20 protein-coding genes are annotated in these 16,099 nt (G+C 70.2%); 11 read left to right on the forward strand and 9 right to left on the reverse strand.

Translation table 11 applies throughout. From position 1 onward, the window contains the following. Positions 1-171 precede the first annotated feature (171 nt). Positions 172-1,269 (forward strand): PheS-related mystery ligase SrmL, encoded by a 1,098-nt coding sequence (gene srmL, locus NZH93_RS30640; RefSeq protein WP_259626726.1) that lies wholly within the window; start codon positions 172-174, stop codon positions 1,267-1,269. 177 nt (positions 1,270-1,446) lie between these two features. Here the strand turns inward: srmL and NZH93_RS30645 are convergent, their stop codons facing one another. From NZH93_RS30645 to NZH93_RS30660, 4 genes are read right to left on the reverse strand one after another with little or no spacing between them, the layout of a single operon-like run. Then, complete coding sequence (locus tag NZH93_RS30645) at positions 1,447-3,189, reverse strand: aminotransferase class V-fold PLP-dependent enzyme (RefSeq protein ID WP_259626727.1); 1,743 nt, start codon at positions 3,187-3,189, stop codon at positions 1,447-1,449. Then, positions 3,190-3,948, reverse strand: a complete 759-nt coding sequence (locus tag NZH93_RS30650; protein ID WP_259626728.1) for an amino acid ABC transporter ATP-binding protein — start codon at positions 3,946-3,948, stop codon at positions 3,190-3,192. After that, entirely contained in the window at positions 3,945-4,775 is an 831-nt protein-coding gene (locus NZH93_RS30655; protein ID WP_259626729.1) for an amino acid ABC transporter permease, read from the reverse strand. The genes NZH93_RS30650 and NZH93_RS30655 overlap by 4 nt, the downstream gene beginning before the upstream one ends. Next, complete coding sequence (locus tag NZH93_RS30660) at positions 4,765-5,685, reverse strand: ABC transporter substrate-binding protein (RefSeq protein WP_372506921.1); 921 nt, start codon at positions 5,683-5,685, stop codon at positions 4,765-4,767. Before NZH93_RS30660 ends, NZH93_RS30655 begins: the two co-directional genes overlap by 11 nt. A 139-nt stretch (positions 5,686-5,824) precedes the next feature. On the opposite strand from NZH93_RS30660, the gene trxA reads away from it, so the two are divergent. Beyond that, entirely contained in the window at positions 5,825-6,196 is a 372-nt protein-coding gene (gene trxA / locus NZH93_RS30665) for a thioredoxin (RefSeq protein ID WP_259626730.1), read from the forward strand. A gap of 16 nt (positions 6,197-6,212) precedes the next feature. Here the strand turns inward: trxA and NZH93_RS30670 are convergent, their stop codons facing one another. Beyond that, positions 6,213-7,175: a YihY/virulence factor BrkB family protein gene (locus NZH93_RS30670; protein ID WP_259626731.1), complete on the reverse strand. Its 963-nt coding sequence runs from the start codon at positions 7,173-7,175 to the stop codon at positions 6,213-6,215. Positions 7,176-7,267: 92 nt separating this feature from the next. Here NZH93_RS30670 and NZH93_RS30675 point away from each other — a divergent pair, with 92 nt between their 5' ends. The 6 genes from NZH93_RS30675 (at position 7,268) to NZH93_RS30700 (ending at position 11,055) form a co-directional block, all read left to right on the forward strand. Next, positions 7,268-7,666, forward strand: coding sequence for a phage holin family protein (locus NZH93_RS30675; RefSeq protein WP_259626732.1), 399 nt, complete (start codon positions 7,268-7,270; stop codon positions 7,664-7,666). Further along, on the forward strand, positions 7,663-8,304 hold the full coding sequence (locus NZH93_RS30680) for a DUF3618 domain-containing protein (protein ID WP_259626733.1): 642 nt from the start codon (positions 7,663-7,665) through the stop codon (positions 8,302-8,304). Before NZH93_RS30675 ends, NZH93_RS30680 begins: the two co-directional genes overlap by 4 nt. After that, positions 8,301-8,582 carry a DUF4235 domain-containing protein gene (locus tag NZH93_RS30685; protein ID WP_259626734.1) on the forward strand — a complete coding sequence of 94 codons (282 nt, stop codon included), beginning with the start codon at positions 8,301-8,303 and terminating at the stop codon, positions 8,580-8,582. The genes NZH93_RS30680 and NZH93_RS30685 overlap by 4 nt, the downstream gene beginning before the upstream one ends. Positions 8,583-8,808: 226 nt before the next feature. Next, positions 8,809-9,327 (forward strand): VOC family protein, encoded by a 519-nt coding sequence (locus tag NZH93_RS30690; protein WP_259626735.1) that lies wholly within the window; start codon positions 8,809-8,811, stop codon positions 9,325-9,327. A gap of 43 nt (positions 9,328-9,370) precedes the next feature. Next, a complete protein-coding gene (locus NZH93_RS30695; RefSeq protein ID WP_259626736.1) occupies positions 9,371-10,456 on the forward strand; it encodes an S-(hydroxymethyl)mycothiol dehydrogenase in 1,086 nt (361 codons plus the stop codon). Next, positions 10,456-11,055 carry an MBL fold metallo-hydrolase gene (locus NZH93_RS30700; protein ID WP_259626737.1) on the forward strand — a complete coding sequence of 200 codons (600 nt, stop codon included), beginning with the start codon at positions 10,456-10,458 and terminating at the stop codon, positions 11,053-11,055. The genes NZH93_RS30695 and NZH93_RS30700 overlap by 1 nt, the downstream gene beginning before the upstream one ends. Here NZH93_RS30700 and NZH93_RS30705 read toward each other — a convergent pair. Continuing rightward, positions 11,052-11,819: an enoyl-CoA hydratase/isomerase family protein gene (locus NZH93_RS30705; RefSeq protein ID WP_259626738.1), complete on the reverse strand. Its 768-nt coding sequence runs from the start codon at positions 11,817-11,819 to the stop codon at positions 11,052-11,054. The two genes, NZH93_RS30700 and NZH93_RS30705, sit on opposite strands and share 4 nt — an antisense overlap. A 130-nt stretch (positions 11,820-11,949) precedes the next feature. Here NZH93_RS30705 and NZH93_RS30710 point away from each other — a divergent pair, with 130 nt between their 5' ends. Genes NZH93_RS30710 through NZH93_RS30720 form a run of 3 tightly spaced genes read left to right on the forward strand, consistent with a single transcriptional unit; the run spans position 11,950 to position 14,446 of the window. Beyond that, positions 11,950-12,252 carry a DUF6403 family protein gene (locus NZH93_RS30710; protein ID WP_259626739.1) on the forward strand — a complete coding sequence of 101 codons (303 nt, stop codon included), beginning with the start codon at positions 11,950-11,952 and terminating at the stop codon, positions 12,250-12,252. After that, the gene (locus NZH93_RS30715; RefSeq protein WP_259626740.1) at positions 12,249-13,571 is read left to right on the forward strand and encodes a hypothetical protein; all 1,323 of its coding nucleotides are present in this window, start codon (positions 12,249-12,251) and stop codon (positions 13,569-13,571) included. Before NZH93_RS30710 ends, NZH93_RS30715 begins: the two co-directional genes overlap by 4 nt. After that, positions 13,568-14,446 (forward strand): hypothetical protein, encoded by an 879-nt coding sequence (locus NZH93_RS30720; protein ID WP_259626741.1) that lies wholly within the window; start codon positions 13,568-13,570, stop codon positions 14,444-14,446. Before NZH93_RS30715 ends, NZH93_RS30720 begins: the two co-directional genes overlap by 4 nt. On the opposite strand, the gene NZH93_RS30725 is transcribed toward NZH93_RS30720, so the two are convergent. From NZH93_RS30725 to NZH93_RS30735, 3 genes are read right to left on the reverse strand one after another with little or no spacing between them, the layout of a single operon-like run. Beyond that, positions 14,436-15,395 (reverse strand): NAD(P)-dependent alcohol dehydrogenase, encoded by a 960-nt coding sequence (locus NZH93_RS30725; protein ID WP_259626742.1) that lies wholly within the window; start codon positions 15,393-15,395, stop codon positions 14,436-14,438. The genes NZH93_RS30720 and NZH93_RS30725 overlap by 11 nt on opposite strands. After that, positions 15,392-15,619, reverse strand: coding sequence for a helix-turn-helix transcriptional regulator (locus NZH93_RS30730; RefSeq protein ID WP_259626743.1), 228 nt, complete (start codon positions 15,617-15,619; stop codon positions 15,392-15,394). The genes NZH93_RS30725 and NZH93_RS30730 overlap by 4 nt, the downstream gene beginning before the upstream one ends. Beyond that, positions 15,613-16,041, reverse strand: coding sequence for a hypothetical protein (locus tag NZH93_RS30735; protein WP_259626744.1), 429 nt, complete (start codon positions 16,039-16,041; stop codon positions 15,613-15,615). The genes NZH93_RS30730 and NZH93_RS30735 overlap by 7 nt, the downstream gene beginning before the upstream one ends. Between the last annotated feature and the right edge of the window lie 58 nt (positions 16,042-16,099).

Consider the following 16,099-nt stretch of genomic DNA (forward strand, 5'->3'; position numbering starts at 1 on the left):
ATCATGCTTGACCCCCGCTGCTAGGGTTTGGGACGTGCACGTGACGCGCCGATTTACCCACCCCCGGCCGGTAGTACCGGTCGCCGGGGTTCGCAGCGCGCGCTGACACGACCCGGTGACGGACCGGCCGAGGGGATCCCCCGCCCGTCCACCTCACCGACAGGACCCACCATGCTCCCGCGCGACCTCAGCGACCCCGCACAGGGGCCCCACGCCATCCAGTTGATCCTGAACGACATCCTCACCGCGACGACGGACACCGCCGACCTGCGCGTGGTCCGCGAAGACCCGGTCACCACCATCGCCGACAACTACACCAACCTCGGCTACCCGCCGGACGCCATCACCAGGGACGCGAGGTACACCAGGTACCTCGACGACGAACGGGTGCTCCGCAGCCACGCCAGCGCCATGATCCCCTTGTCGCTCAGGAGACTGGCGGCCGAGGGCGACACCTGGGACGACGTCCTGCTGGCCTGCGTGGGCGCGGTCTACCGCCGCGACACCGTGGACCGCGTGCACACCGGCACCCCGCACCAACTAGACCTGTGGCGCATCAGCCGCACACCGCGCGACCTGGACACCTTGGTGGTCAACGCCATCCGCGGCGCACTGCCAGACAGGACCCTGCGCCTGATCCCGGCCACCCACCCGTACACCGAGAACGGCAGCCAGGTGGACGTCTGGGTGGACGGCACCTGGCTGGAGGTGGCCGAATGCGGCCTAACGGCAAGGCACGTCCTGGACAGGGCAGCCCTACCGACCACCGTCACCGGCATCGCACTTGGCCTCGGCCTGGACCGACTACTCATGCTCCGCAAGGGCATCACCGACATCAGACTGCTCAAGGCAACAGACCCGAGAATCGCCAACCAGATGCAAGACCTGACCCCCTACCGCCCAGTCTCCAAACACCCACCGGTGTCACGAGACCTCTCCATAGCAGTAGACGAGAACGCAGACGACGAAACCCTGGGCGACCAGGTACGCACAGCGATCGGCGACCTCGCAGAGGAGATCAAGGTCCTCTCCCAAACCCCCGTAGAAGACCTCCCGAACGCAGCCGCCACCAGACTAGGCGCCAAACCAGGCCAAAAGAACGTCCTGCTCAGAATCGTCCTACGCGACCTGAGCCGCACCCTCACCGACGACGAGGCCAACCAAGCACGCGACACCGTCTACACCGCCCTGCACCAGGGCACCACCAGCCAAAGCCCCACCAGCCTGAGCACCACCAGCCCATGGACTGACCCACCCACGACGGACTGACACGAAAGCACCCAACTGGAAGGAGCCCACACCTCCCCCGCCGCCCCGATCCCCAGCGCCCTCAGCTTCGCACCCGTTTTGTCAAGGCATCTTTCCCGCCTTGACAAAACGGGTGCGAAGCTCGAGACACTTGAGCGACCGGGGCACCTCTCCCACCCACCCCCCAACCCCCAACCCTCACCCCCCAGCCTTAGCCGTCCCCCGAATCTCATTCAGGTAGTTGTAAATCGTGTACCGCGTAACGTCCAACGCCCCAGCCAGGTGATCCACCGAATCCTTGATCAAGAAATACCCGGCGTCATCCAACACCCGCACCACAGTCGACTTGTGCACCTTCTTCATCAACGCCACCGGCACGTCCACATCGGCGACGGCCCGCTCGACCAGCAACCTCTGCAACGTATCCACATCACCGGGAAACGCCTCCACCACCCGTTCAACCCGCCCGACCACGGCCTGATCGCTGTTCACGCACAGGCACCCCACGGCCACCCCACCCGAATCCCGCAGGAACACCGTCGACGACCGGATCACCCGCCCGTCAGGCGCGTACGTCTCGTAGTTGGTCAGGTCGTGGGTGGTCCCCCGCCGGACCAATCCCAGCAGCAGGTCCGTCATCGGCCCGCCCACTTCACGCCCGGTCAGATCCCCGGCGATCGCCACGATCGAGTTCGGCAGCGCCCCGAGGTCGTGCAGCACGACCTCCGTCCCGGCCCCCAACGCGGCGGCGAGGCTGTTCACCGTGGGCACCAGCGCGGCCAGCACGTCCGCCCCGCCGGACACCTGCTCGATCTCCCGCCGCACCGGCGCCACCGGCCGCCGAACCCCGCGCAGCGCGGCGGCGAACCGGGCCACGGTCTCCGGCGTCGTGGAGGCGTGCGGGGTCAACCGGACGTGGTCGGGCCGCACGGTCGCCGTCACCCCGGCGTCGACCAGCGCCGCCCCCACCACGGAAGCGGGGTGGTCCGGCAGCGTGAACGCCAGGATCCCGGCCCTGCGGTCCTCGGCCGACGCCGAGACCACCTCCCCGCCCACCGAAGCGATGATCTCGCCCAACTCGTCCAGCCGGGTCCCGATCCGGTCCCCGATCGCCGCCACCCCGCCGAGTTCCACCAGTTCCAGCGCCTGTCCCAGCGCACCGGCGGCGATCGGGCTCAGGTTCGTGATCGACCACCCGGCCGCGCCTTCGGCCACCGGGTGCACGTCGTCGTCGAACAAGCCGGCGTCCAACGCCCCGGTCCACCCGGACATCATCGGGTCCAAACGCTCCAGGGCCCGGTCCGACAGCACCATGAACCCCGTGGACCACCCCGCGCGCAACCACTTCTGCCCGCCGACGACGAGCACGTCCGCGACCTCCCATGGTTCGTCGACGACCCCGAACCCCTGGATCCCGTCCACGATCAGCAGCCGGTCCCCGACCACCTCGCGCAGCGCGGCGAGGTCGGCCCGGTACCCCGTCCGGAAGTCGACGGCGGACACCGACACGGCCGTCGTCCCCGGCGTCAGCGCCGAGGCCACCGCCGACGGCGTGACCCACCCGCGGTCGGGCCGCATCCACCGCACGTCGGCGCGTCCGGCCCGCTGCCACGGGTACGTGTTCGACGGGAACTCGGCGGCCGACACCACGACCTGCCCGGTCACGCCGAGCGCGACCTGGAACAGCCCGGTGCTCGTGTTGGGCAGCAGGGTCACGTGGTCGGTGTCGCTGCGGCACAACCGGGCCGCGGCGGCCTTCGCCCGCAACTCCTGCCGCATCAGGTCGTCCACAGTGGACGGGCCTGCCGAGGCCGAGGCCTCAAGCAGCCTCGTCGACGTGTCGACCACGGCGTGCGAGGGCGGCCCGAACCGCCCGAAGTCCAGGTACCCCTCCGGCTCGTGGAACTGGACCAGGTACGAGGCGGGGAGCCGAGTAGTCACCTAGAGCACCTTCGCGAGGAACTGCCGCGTGCGTTGATGTTGTGGATTGTCCAACACCTCCCGAGCCGTCCCGGACTCGACGATCGCCCCGTCCACCATGAAGGCCACGTGGTCCGCGACCTCCCTGGCGAACCCGACCTCGTGCGTCACCACGATCATCGTCATCCCGTCGCGGGCCAGCGCCACCATGACGTCGAGCACCTCCCCCACCAGTTCGGGGTCCAGCGCCGACGTCGGCTCGTCGAACAGCATGACCTTCGGCTTCATCGCCAGCGCGCGGGCGATGGCGACCCGCTGCTGCTGCCCGCCGGACAGCTCCCGCGGGTACGCGCCGCCGCGGTCGCCGAGCCCGACGCGGGTCAGCAGTTCCAACGCCTCCCGCTCGGCCTCCTTGCGCGGGCGGCCCAGCACCTGGATCGGCCCCTCGGTCACGTTCTCCAGTGCCGTGCGGTGCGGGAACAGGTTGAACCGCTGGAACACCATCCCGATGTCCCGCCGCTGCGTCGCGACCTCGCGCTCCGGCAGTTCGTGCAACTTCCCGCCCTTCAGCACGAACCCCACGGGGTGGCCCGCGACCCAGATCCGACCGGCGTCGATCGTCTCCAGGTGGTTCACGCACCTCAGGAACGTGCTCTTCCCGGCTCCGGACGGCCCGAGCAGGCACACGACCTGCCCCTCGTCGACCGTCAGGTCGACACCGCGCAGGACCTCGGTCGACCCGTACGACTTCCGCACCCCGTGCGCACGAACGAGAGTCATCGGACACCCTTCCCGTAGGCGCGTTCCAGGTAGTACTGCCCGACGTTGGCCACGCTGACCACGATCAGGTACCACAGCGCGGCGGCGATCAGCGTCTCCATGATCTCCAGGTTGCCCGACGAGATCCGGTTGGCCGCGTGGATCAGCTCCAGGAACCCGATCACCGACGCCATCGACGTGCCCTTGAGCATGTTGATGAAGTTGTTGCCGGTGGGCGGGATGATCACCCGCATCGCCTGCGGGAGCACCACTCGCCGGAACGTCTTGCCGGGGGTCATCCCGATGGCCTTCGCGGCCTCGATCTGACCGGGGTCGACGCTGTTCAGCCCGGCCCGGACGATCTCCGCCATGTACGCGCTCTCGTTGAGCCCCAGCCCCAGCAGGGCCGCCACGAACGCCGTGATCAGCACGTTCGTCGGCTCGTGGAGCAGGAACGCGTCGGTGAACGGCACCGGGATGGAGATGAACTTGAACACCAGCGCGAGGTTGAACCACAGCAGGATCTGGAGCAGCACGGGCAGGCCGCGGAACAGCCAGATGTAGCCCCACGCGAACCAGCGGGCCACCGGGTTGGGCGACCGGCGCAGCAGCGCGAGCAGCACGCCGAGCACGATCGCCCCGGCCTGGGCGCACACCGCGAGGACCACGGTGTTGACCAGGCCGTTGATCATGATCTCGTGGGTGAAGAAACCCGGCACGTCCTCGTAGAGGATCTGGGCGTCGGCCAGCGCGAACCCGAGCGCCGCGAGCAGCCCCAGGATCAGCGCCCCGACGACCCAGCGGCCCCAGTGCCGGATCGGGACGACCTGGAGGTCCTCACTTGCCATTGACGGTCACCTTCGTGATCGCGCCCTGGGCGACGTCCCACTCGGCCAGGATCTTGCCGTACGTGCCGTCGTCGACCAGCGCTTGGAGCGCGGCCTGGACCGACTTGGTGAGCTGCGGGTTCGCCTTGTTCACGCCGATGCCGTACTGGCCGCCGTTGATCGGGTCGGCCTTCACGACCTCGAAGTACTCGCCCTTGCCCGCGGTCTGCGCCACGTACACGGCGGTCGGCAGGTCGTTGAGGATCGCGGCGACGCGGCCGGTGCGGAGCTGGTTCTGGTTCTGCGTGTCGCTGTCGGTCGAGGTCACGGTCACCTCGCCCTTGCCTGCGGCGACGCACTTGGTGCTTTGCTCCTTGGCGTAGGCCTCCTGGCTGGTGCCCAGGTTGACCGCGACGCCCTTGCCGCAGAGGTCGTCCGGCCCCTTGACCGAGCTGGGGTTGCCCTTCTGCACCATGATCGTGATGCCGGAGGTGAAGTAGTCGACGAAGTCGATCGCGTTCTGGCGCTCGGCGGTGTCGTTCATCGCGGCCATCGTGAGGTCGATCCGGCCGGACTGGAGGCTGGTGATCAGCGAGCTGAACGCCATGTCGCTGTACTCAACCTTGAGCCCCAGCTTCGCGGCGATGGCGTTGGCGAGGTCGACCTCGGAGCCCTTCGCCGTCTTGCCGTCCTCCGCGTAGAAGTTGTTCGGCGGGTTCTGGATGTTCGATCCGATCTTCACCACGCCTGCGGACGCGATCGCGGGCGGCAGGCCGGCGGCGAGCGCGTCGTCCTTCTTCACGGACGAGACGATCGACTCGGTGGACGGCTGCGGCCCCCCGGACGCGGCCGGTGCGGCCCCGTCGTCGTTTCCGCAGGCCACCAACGTGGACAGGACTAGGGCGGTAACGGCAAGCCTTCGGATCAGCACGGCGCCTCCAGGTGTGGTGGCGAAAAGCTACAACTCGTTGTTGAAGATGTCCACAGCGAGTTGAAATCGCCTCGGGAATCCCTGGGGCCGCCCGTCCGTTGAACAGGGCGTTAGGACTGCTGTCGAGCTAGGAGGACGCATGGCCACGGTGGAGCTGACCACGAAGAACTTCGACGAGGTCGTCGGCGGTTCGGACATGGTCCTGGTCGACTTCTGGGCCTCGTGGTGCGGTCCGTGCCGCCAGTTCGGCCCGGTCTACGACAAGTCGTCCGAGAAGCACGGGGACATCGTCTTCGGCAAGGTCGACACGGAGGCCCAGCAGGAGCTGGCCGCGACGTTCCAGGTCCGGTCCATCCCGACGCTGATGATCGTCCGCGACGGGATCGTGCTCTACGCGCAGCCGGGCGCGCTGCCCGAGTCGGCGCTGGAGGACCTGATCGAGCAGGCCCGCAAGGTCGACATGGACGAGGTGCGCAAGGAAGCCGAGGCGCAGCAGGCCGCGGCCGAGTAGCCGCGGGGCGGCCGGGTCACTCCCGGTCGCCGTCCATCGCCTTGGTGTCACGGGGCGGGGCCACCGGATCGTGTTCCGGTGACTGCCCCGCCTCGATCCGCCGACCCCGCTCCAGCTCGGCGTCGAGTTCCGCGCCCAGCAGCAGGGCCAGGTTCGAGATCCACAGCCACACCAGGAAGACGATCACGCCCGCCAGCGCGCCGTAGGTCTTGTTGTACGAGCCGAAGTTGGCGACGTAGAAGCCGAAGCCCAGCGAGGCGACGATCCAGACCACGACCGTGAGCAGGCCGCCCGGCGTGATCCACAGGAAGCTGGGCTGGCGCACGTTCGGCGAAGCCCAGAACAGCAGGCCGATGGCGAGGCTCGCGAGCAGCAGGAGCACCGGCCACTTCGCGATGTCCCAGACCGTGACGGCGGTGGGTCCGAGGCCGAAGAAGCCTCCCACCTCCTCCGCCACGCCACCGCTCACGCCGATGCCCGCCGCGGTGAGCACCAGCAGCACCACCACTCCCAGCGTCAACCCGAGGCGCAGCGGGATCACCTTCCAGAACGGCCGCCCCTCCTCGACGTCGTAGATCGAGTTCGACGCGCGCATGAACGCGCCGACGTAACCGGACGCGGACCAGAGCGCGGCGAGCAGGCCGACGACCGCCAGCGGCCCCGCGAACGACTTCGTCTTCCGCAGCTCCTCGATGCCGCCGATGATGATGTCCCGCGCCTGCCCCGGTCCCATGCTGTTCACGCTGTCCACAAGGGACTGCGTCGCGGACGGGCCCAGCAGACCGAGGATCGCGGTGAGCACCAGCAGACCGGGGAACAGCGACAGCACCCCGTAGTAGGTGAGAGCGGCGGCCCAGTCGGTGAGGTTGTCCCGGTTGAACTCCTTGACCGTCCTCTTGAGCACTCCCCACCACGAGCGCTTCGACAGATCCGTTGGCGCGTCAGGTGTCTGGGCGAGTTCTCCGGCCGTGTCCGTCATGCGCGCGGGGTGCCCACGATCGGGTGTCACCACACCGGGTGGTTGACGTCGGGAGATAGAGGGTAACCGCCGTCCAGAGAGAGGAGGCGGTCATGGACAGCACAGTGCGTGAGGCGTCGACGGCGCAGCTCGTCGGCCAACTGTCGGAACAGGTCAGCAGGCTTGCCAGGGAAGAGATCAAGCTCGCGGTCGCGGAGGTGCAGGCCAAGGGCAAGAAGGTCGGCGTCGGAGCCGGGCTGTTCGGCGGCGCGGGCGTCCTCGCGTGGTTCGGCGTGATGTCGCTCATCGCGGGACTCGTGCTGCTGCTGGCCACGGTGATGGCCCCGTGGCTCGCCGCCTTCGTCGTCGCGGTCGGCGTGTTCGCCATCGCCGGGATCGTGGCGCTGCTCGGCAAGAAGCAGATCGACAGGGGCACCCCGCCCGTTCCGGAGCAGGCGATCCAGGGCGTGAAGCAGGACATCGCCACGTTCAGCGAGAGGGCACACCGATGAGCGGCCAGAAGGAAGTCCCCACCGACCCGGCTGAGTTGCGCGCCGACATCGAGAAGACGCGGCGGGAACTCGGCGACACCGTGGAAGCGTTGGCGCACAAGGCCGACGTGCCCGCGCGGGTGAAGGCGAAGGGCCAGGAGGCCGCCGCGCAGGCCGGTGACAAGGTCGCCGAGACCGCGGAGCAGGTGAAGGTCAAGAGCCGCGAGGCCACCGCGAAGACCGCCGAGACCGCAGCCCAGGTGGGCGAGAAGGCCGCCGAGACGGCGCAGCAGGTGAAGGTCAAGGGCAAGGAAGCCACCGCGAAGGCCGCCGAAACGGCCGCGCACGTGGGTGACAAGGCGGCCGAGACCGCCCAGCAGGTGAAGGCGAAGGCCGCGACGGTCACCGCGCAGGCCGTGGACGCGATCCCGCCGCAAGTCCGCGTCAAGGCGGACGAGGCGCGGGCGAAGGCGTCCGAGGCCGCGGCGCACGTGGTCGACGCGATCCCGCCGCAGGTGAAGGCGAAGGCCGACCAGGCCGTGGGCGCGCTGCCCGAACCCGTCGCGAACCAGGCCCGCAGGCACCCGGCCGTCACGGCGGGAATCGTCGGCGCGGTGCTGTTCGTGCTGTGGAAGCTCATCCGCGGGAGGGCGTCGTGAACAAGCTCCTCTACCGGCCGCTCGGCATGGCGGTGAGCGTGCTCGGCGGTGTGCTGGCGGGCAAGGCCTTCGGCCAGGTCTGGAAGCTCATCAGCGGTGACAAGGAAGCGCCGACCCCGACGCAGCAGGACCGCACGTGGTCCGAGGTGCTGCTCGCCGCGACCGTGCAGGGAGCGATCTTCGGCCTGGTCAAGGCCGCGATCGACCGCGGTGGCGCCACCGGCTACGACAAGCTCACCGGCGAGTGGCCCGGCGACAAGCGCGACATGGACAACTGACACCTCCCACCACACCAGGAGCGCCCGTTCCGCATCGCGGAGCGGGCGCTCCTCGTCGTGCGGGACTACCCGGTTGGAGGTCTTGACAGGAGCCTCGACTGGGCGCAGTTTGTTGCGTTTGACGGAACGCTGTGCGTGCTGCGCAACGAATGACGGCTGGGCAAGAATTTGAACACGCAACTACCATGGCCGTTGGCAGCACCACCAGTGACCCGAGGAGCACCCCATGCCACAGCCAGAGGGCGCCGAACTCGACGCCGTCCGCGCCCGTCGTGACGACCTGCGGTCCAGGTACCTCAAGCCCCTCGCCGACCGCGGCCAGTCGCCGACGCGGGGCGTGCACCACATCGCGCTGATCTGCCGGGACGTCGAGACGACGATCAAGTTCTACCAGGGGTTCCTCGGGTTCCCGCTGGTGGAACTGGTGGAGAACCGCGACTACGCGGGCTCCAGCCACTTCTTCTTCGACATCGGCCACCGCAACCTGCTGGGGTTCTTCGACTTCCCCGGCCACGACCACCCCGACTTCAGCGAGACCATCGGCGCCGTGCAGCACCTGGCGCTGTCGGTGTCCGCGGAGCAGTTCGCGTCGGCGAAGGCCACTTTGGACGCCGAGGGCGTGGAGTACCTCGGCCCGGACCGCGGGGTGGACGACAGCCTGTACTTCCGCGACCCGAACGGCGTGGGCATCGAGTTCTACCGCGAGGACCTGGGTGTCTTCGACGGTGAACGCCTGGTTGACTGATCGACTTCAAGTACGACGACGTGCGGCGAAAACGGAGGACGACGTGGCGCAGGAAGTCAGCGGCGTGATCGCTCGGGGCAAGGGACTGCCGGTCGAGTTGACGACCATCGTGATCCCGGACCCCGGCCCCGGCGAGGCGGTGGTGCGCGTGCAGGCCTGCGGGGTCTGCCACACCGACCTGCACTACCGCGAGGGCGGCATCAACGACGAGTTCCCGTTCCTGCTGGGCCACGAGGCCGCCGGGATCGTGGAGCAGGTCGGCGAGGGCGTCACGGACCTCGAACCCGGCGACTTCGTCGTGCTGAACTGGCGCGCGGTCTGCGGTTCGTGCCGGGCGTGCAAGCGCGGCAAGCCGTGGTACTGCTTCAACACGCACAACGCGGCCCAGCCGATGACGCTGAAGGACGGCACCGCGCTGTCCCCCGCGCTCGGCGTCGGCGCGTTCGCGGAGAAGACGCTCGTGCACTCGGGCCAGTGCACCAAGGTCGACCCGACCGCCCGTCCCGCCGCCGTCGGCCTGCTCGGCTGTGGCGTGATGGCGGGCCTCGGCGCGGCCATGAACACCGGCAACGTCGGTCGCGGCGACTCGGTGGCGATCATCGGCTGCGGCGGCGTGGGTGACGGCGCGGTGGCGGGCGCCCGGCTGGCGGGCGCGGCGAAGATCATCGCCGTGGACACCGACCCGCGGAAGCTGGAGTGGGCCAAGGGCTTCGGCGCCACGCACTTCGTCAACGCCCGCGAGGTGGACGCGGTCGAGGCCATCAAGGAGCTGACCGACGGCTTCGGCGCGGACGTCGTGATCGACGCCGTCGGCAGGCCGGAGACGTGGAAGCAGGCGTTCCACGCGCGCGACCTGGCGGGCACCGTCGTGCTCGTCGGCGTGCCGACGCCGGACATGAAGATCGAGATGCCGCTGATCGACTTCTTCGGCCACGGCGGCTCGCTCAAGTCGAGCTGGTACGGCGACTGCCTGCCCAGCCGCGACTTCCCGATGCTCGTCGACCTCTACCAGCAGGGCAGGCTCGACCTCGACGCGTTCGTCAGCGAGGAGATCCCGCTCGACGGCGTCGAGGCCGCGTTCGAGAAGATGCACAAGGGCGAGGTCCTGCGCTCGGTGGTGGTCTTCTGATGCGGGTCGACCACGGCGTCACCTCGGGCACGTTCTCGCTCGACGGCCAGACCTTCGACGTGGACAACAACGTCTGGGTGCTGGGCGACGACGCGGAGTGCGCGGTGATCGACGCGCCGCACGACGTGGACGCGATCCTCGAGGTGGTGAACGGCCGCAAGGTGGTCGCCATCCTCGCCACGCACGCGCACGACGACCACGTGCGGGTCGCCCCGGCGCTGGCCGAGGCGACCGGCGCCCCGGTGCTGCTGCACCCGGCGGACCGGGTCGTGTGGGACCTGACCCACCCGGACCGCGCGCCGGACGGCGACCTGGCCGACGGCCAGGTGATCACCGTCGGCGGCGGCGAGGTCCACGTGCTGCACACACCGGGCCACGCGCCGGGGGCCGTGTGCTTCCACGTGCCGTCGCTGGGGGTCGTCTTCACCGGCGACACCCTGTTCAACGGCGGCCCCGGCGCGACCGGTCGGTCCTATTCGGACTTCGACACGATCGTCGCCTCGATCAAGGCCAGGCTGCTGTCCCTGCCGCCGGAGACGGTCGTCCACACCGGACACGGGGACAGCACCACGATCGCCGCGGAGACCGCGAACGTCTAGAAGTTCGGCGCCCGCTTCTCCAGGAACGCGGCGACACCTTCGGTGTACTCGGCGCTGTGCACGGCCTCGTCGTAGAGGGCGTGCACGGCGTCGTCCTCCTCGTGCCGCCCGTCGGTGATCATGGTGACGATCGTCTTCGCCCCGCGCAGGCTCACCTGGGCCCGCGACGCGATGGTGGCGGCCAGGTCCCCGACCCGCGCGTGCACGGCCTCCGGCCCGTGGACCTCGTTCACCAGCCCGATCCGCAGCGCCGTGGACGCGTCGACGATCTCGCCGCTGAACAGGATCTGCTTCGCCCACGCCGGGCCGACCACGTCCACCAGCCGCTTGGTGGACGTGAAGTTGTAGACGATCCCCAGCTTCGCGGGCGTGATGCCGAAGCGCGCGCCCGACTCGGCGATCCGGAGGTCGCACGCCAGCGCGATCTCGCAGCCGCCGCCGACGCAGAACCCGGTGATCGCCGCGATCGTCGGCTTGCCGAGCCCGGCGATGGCCCGCTCCCCGGCGTGCACCGCCGCGCCGTACTTCGCCGCCCCGTCCGCACCCTTGCGCAGCGTCGAGAACTCGCTGATGTCCGCGCCCGCCGAGAAGTGCTCGCCGCCCCGGACGACCAGCACCCTGATCTCGTCGTCGTGCCGCACGAGGTCGAGCAGGCCGGGCAGCGCGGACCACATGTCGTAGCTCATCGCGTTGCGCTTGGCGGGCCGGTCGATCGTCAGGGTGGCGACGTGGCCGTCCGTGTCGAGGATCAGGTGCTCACTCACCAGCCGAGCCTACGCGGACGGAGTGCGTACTCCACTTGGTGCCGGATCGGTGAAACGTTCGGCGGCCTGCGTGCGTCCAACCGGTCGTGCAGAATCGCATCACCCGCCGATGTGGTCCCTGGGGAGTGGCATGACCTGGCTGATCTGGTTGGTCGCCGCCGCCGTGCTGCTGGCCGCGGGCTTCGGGGTGGCGTTCCTGCCCTGGTGGCGCGCGCACGACCTGCGGAAGCGGACGACGTGGTCACGGGCGCGGGCGGCCGTCGACAGCGCTTCAGTGAGCCGGGACGCCTGTCGGGGCGCGGTGCCGGAGGCCGAGCGGCTGTTCGCGCGGGCCGAGTCGATCGCGGGTGAGCGGGGCGGGGTGAAGGCGGCCGGGATGGTGGCCGACCTCGCCGAACGGGCTGATCGGCTGTGGCGGGAGGCGCGGAGGTGACCGGGGTGCCGAGGTCCGGGCTGGTGCGGTGGGGGTCGCTCGGCGCGGCCGTGCTCGTGCTGGTCGTGTTCCTGGTCGCGCAGCGGCAGAGCGTCGACGTGAGCTACGGGCGGTCGCCGACGTCGTCCGACCCGGTCAAGGAGGGGTCGGCCGGTGAGCTGGCCGACGTGACCGTGCCGTCGGTGGAGGAGATGACCGCCATGGTGCGGGCCGACGCCGTGGTGCGGCTGCCCGGTTCGGTCGCCCGGTGGGACGAGGCCGCGGTGCGCGAGGTGATCGGCGACGCGCGGATCCTGGTCGCGCCGCCGGGGCTGGACGAGGCCGAGCGCAAGCGCGTGCGGGACGTGGAGGCGGCCGAGATCCGGGTCATCGGCACCGACGTGACCGGTGGCGGGCTCCAGGCCACGTCGACCGGGCTGGCCGACTGGCGGATCCGGTTCGCGCAGGGCGACGTGACGAGCCTGCTGGTCACGCTGGCCGCGAAGCTGAACGACAAGCCCGCCGCCGAGGACGTCGACCGGTTCCGCTGGCGTGAGCCGACCGCCGCGGAACTCGACCCGGTGGTGGCCGACCTGCGGGCCGCTGGGGTGCACACCGGCGCCGGTGCCACGCTGGCGCGCGTGCCGAAGTCGGCGGAGGCGGCGTTCCCGGACGGCGCGCTGTACGTCGCGCTCCCCCGGCAGCCGTTCGGGGAACCCGTGCCGCAGTACGGCCCGGCGCTGACCGCGCTGTTCCCCGACCGACCGGTCGTGGTGATGTACGGCGACTGGATCGAGTACCACGGGCCGCGCGCGGAGGAGTTCGCCGACGTGGTCGGCACGAGCTTCTACGCCCAGGCCGCCGACCGGATCGCCACCTACGCCTACCCGCAGGCCAACGTGCTGCACGCGTACCTCAACCGGGTCACCGACGTGCGGTACGCGGGCCTGTTCGACCGGCCGCTGCCGTACCTGCCGCTCGACCCGCTGCGGGTGGCGCTGCCCGCGCTGCCGTGGCTGTTCGCGGCGTGCGCCGTGGTGTTCCTGGTGCTGTCCGCGAACTCGGTGCGGCGCGGGGGCACCGCGCGCGCCGGGACTCCCGCGCGGCTGGCCGGGCTGACCGCGTTGGCCATCGAGGTGTCCGCGCTGTCGAGCGACCCCTCGCTGGTGCGGGGCATGAGCAAGCTGCGCGCGGCGGGTGACGCCCTCGCCGAGGACCTGCCGGACGCGCACGTCCGCACCCTGCTCGACGACGCCGCGGCGGAGCTGGACACCACCGCGAAGGCGTTGGGGCGCCAGGACTACCGGTCCGATGTCTACCTCCGGGGGAGGGTGGCGTGAAGCGGGTCAGGAGCTTCTTCGGCACCGGGTTCGGCGCGGCGGTGCTGGCGTGCCTGGTCCTCGCGGGCTGGGCGCTGTGGTCGGGCGGCGTGCTGGACGGGCCGATCGCCCGGCAGGTGCGGTCGTCGTCGGTGTACGCCGCGCCGGGCGTGGAACTCGACCAGGCGGCCGCCGAGCGGATCCTCGGCAACCGCAGGCTCGTCGTCGCGTTCCTCGCGCCCGACGCGGACCTGCGCGCGTCCTGCAAGAGCGTGCACGGCGCGGCCGACGGCACCCTGGCGCTGATGCTCAAGCGCGAGGGCGACGAGTACGACCACTACGGCTGCGCCCTGCTGCCGGGCGTCGACAACGAGAACTTCGGCAAGGCGTTCGTCGCCGAGACGATGATCGCCAGCGGTGTGGACCAGTTCCACGACCAGCCGCTGGACGCGTTGAAGGTCATCGCGGTCAACTACGACAAGCTCGTCCGGACGGGTGCCGTGCCCGACGGGGCCCGGACGATCAGCCCGTCGCTCCCCCGCTACCTGGTCGCCGCCGCCTCGGTCGCCGCCGTGCTCGTCGGCGCCGCCGGGATCTACCTGGGCGCGCGCCGCGCGGGCAGGCTGACCGCGCGCCGCCGGGAAGGCCTGGAAGCGGCGACGGACGACCGCAGCGCGCTCAGCGCGAGCGCGGGGGTGCTGGCGCAGCAGATCATCGATCTGGACCGGCGGTACGCGACCGCGAGCCCGTCGTTCGCGGGGAAGTACCGGCGGCTGACGAGGGACTACACCGGCCTGCTGGCGACGATCGCCGCGGGCGGGGGCAGCACCGGGGCGCTGACCGCTCAGGTCGAGGCGCTGAGCCGGAGGTGCCGCGAACTGGCGCTCACACCGTAAGGACGGACTTCCCGGTGGAGTGCCCGAGTTCCAGGTGGCGGATGGCGTCCGCGGCCGCGCTGAGCGGGAAGGTGCGGCCGATCACGGGCTGCACGGTGCCCGCTTCCAGCAGTGCGGCCAGGAACTCCAGGTCCCCCACCGGTTGCGACGCGAGCAGGCTGCGCAGCCGCTGGCCGACGAACGGCGACAGTGCGAGCGCCCGGAGCTGGCGATCGGTGCCCTGCAACAGCTTCCCGCCGCCTTCGCCGCCCACGATCACCAGCGTCCCCTTCGGCGTGAGCGCCCGCCGCAGCCGCAGCAGCGGCCGGTTGCCCGCGATGTCGAGGACGAGGTCGAAGCCGCCCGCGAAGTCCTCCCGCGTGTAGTCGACGACGTGGTCCGCGCCGAGCGAGCGGACCAGGTCGACCTTGCCGGTCGAGCACACGCCGGTGACCTCGGCGCCGAACACCTTCGCGAGCTGCACCGCGTACACCCCGATGCCACCGCCCGCGCCGATGACCAGCACCCGCTGCCCGGCGGCGACCTTCCCCGCGTCGCGCAACGACTGGAGCGCCGTGCACGCCGACACCGGCACCACCGCGGCCTGCTCGAACGACAGGCCCGGCGGTTTCACCGCGAACCGGTCCTCACGGCCCACGGCGTACTCGGCGAACGCCCCGTCGCACGACCCGAACACCTCATCGCCGACCCGCAGGCGCGTCACGCCCGCCCCGACGGCCTCCACGTGCCCGGCCACGTCGAGCCCCGGCACCTTCGCCTTCGGCTTCCGCAGCCCGGACACCAGCCGCAGCGGGTACGGCAGCCCTCTGGTCATGTGCCACACGCTGGGGTCGACCCCGGCGGCCCGCACCCGCACGAGCACCTCGCCGTCCCCCACCGCCGGTCTGTCGACGTCGCGGAACCCGAGCACGTCCGCCGAGCCGTACACGTCCTGCACGATCGCCTTCACGGTTTCTCCTCCTTGGTGTACTGGAAAACGTCGTCGAGCGAGACCCCGAACGCCTCCGCGATCTGGAACGCCATCTCCAGCGAGGGCGAGTACCGCCCCTGTTCGATGGCGATCACCGTCTGCCTGCTGACCCCGACGGCGGCGGCCAGTTCGGCCTGCGTCATCTCCCCGTGCGAGAACCTCAGCGCCCTGATCGAGTTCGTGACCCGAGTCGCCTTCACCACGGCCAGAAACCCTTGCGGTAGGCCGCGACCTTCGCCACGCACTCCGCCACGGCGGACAGCGCGAAGGCCAGGTAGAGCGCGTTCGCGATCCAGAACTGGTCGACGTCGAGCAGCGCCATCGCGAACGCGCCCATCCCGCCCACGACGACCAGCGACCGTCCGGAGTGCTCACCGAAGCGGGAGATCTCCCGGTCCCGCTGGTCCTTCATGTCGGCGTCGTCGGGCGAGAAGGTCGCGATAGCGGTGTGCAGCACGACGGTCGCCAGGATCGCGCCGCCGATCGTCCACAGGACAGGTGCCACGTAGGGGACGTCGACGATCGGACCGCCATCCCACCGCCCCAGGATGACGACGACGTAGACCGCGTACGCGATCACCGTCACCAACCCCATCATCCAAGCGCGCTTCTCTTCGAATGCCATGCGACCGAATGTAAAGCAGCCCTGACATGGTGTCAAGATTGCTTTACATCGCGACGGG

The sequence above is a fragment of the Umezawaea endophytica genome (genome assembly GCF_025061645.1).
Taxonomy (GTDB): Bacteria; Actinomycetota; Actinomycetes; order Mycobacteriales; family Pseudonocardiaceae; genus Umezawaea; species Umezawaea endophytica.

Bases quoted from the DNA above. Each gene is read 5' to 3' on its own strand.
- NZH93_RS30655 (WP_259626729.1), bottom strand. From the start codon at position 4,775: ATGGCAAGTGAGGACCTCCAGGTCGTCCCGATCCGGCACTGGGGCCGC.
- NZH93_RS30690 (WP_259626735.1), top strand. From the start codon at position 8,809: ATGCCACAGCCAGAGGGCGCCGAACTCGACGCCGTCCGCGCCCGTCGT.
- NZH93_RS30710 (WP_259626739.1), top strand. From the start codon at position 11,950: ATGACCTGGCTGATCTGGTTGGTCGCCGCCGCCGTGCTGCTGGCCGCG.
- NZH93_RS30700 (WP_259626737.1), top strand. From the start codon at position 10,456: ATGCGGGTCGACCACGGCGTCACCTCGGGCACGTTCTCGCTCGACGGC.
- NZH93_RS30735 (WP_259626744.1), bottom strand. From the start codon at position 16,041: ATGGCATTCGAAGAGAAGCGCGCTTGGATGATGGGGTTGGTGACGGTG.
- trxA (WP_259626730.1), top strand. From the start codon at position 5,825: ATGGCCACGGTGGAGCTGACCACGAAGAACTTCGACGAGGTCGTCGGC.
- NZH93_RS30675 (WP_259626732.1), top strand. From the start codon at position 7,268: ATGGACAGCACAGTGCGTGAGGCGTCGACGGCGCAGCTCGTCGGCCAA.
- NZH93_RS30650 (WP_259626728.1), bottom strand. From the start codon at position 3,948: ATGACTCTCGTTCGTGCGCACGGGGTGCGGAAGTCGTACGGGTCGACC.
- NZH93_RS30680 (WP_259626733.1), top strand. From the start codon at position 7,663: ATGAGCGGCCAGAAGGAAGTCCCCACCGACCCGGCTGAGTTGCGCGCC.
- NZH93_RS30670 (WP_259626731.1), bottom strand. From the start codon at position 7,175: ATGACGGACACGGCCGGAGAACTCGCCCAGACACCTGACGCGCCAACG.
- srmL (WP_259626726.1), top strand. From the start codon at position 172: ATGCTCCCGCGCGACCTCAGCGACCCCGCACAGGGGCCCCACGCCATC.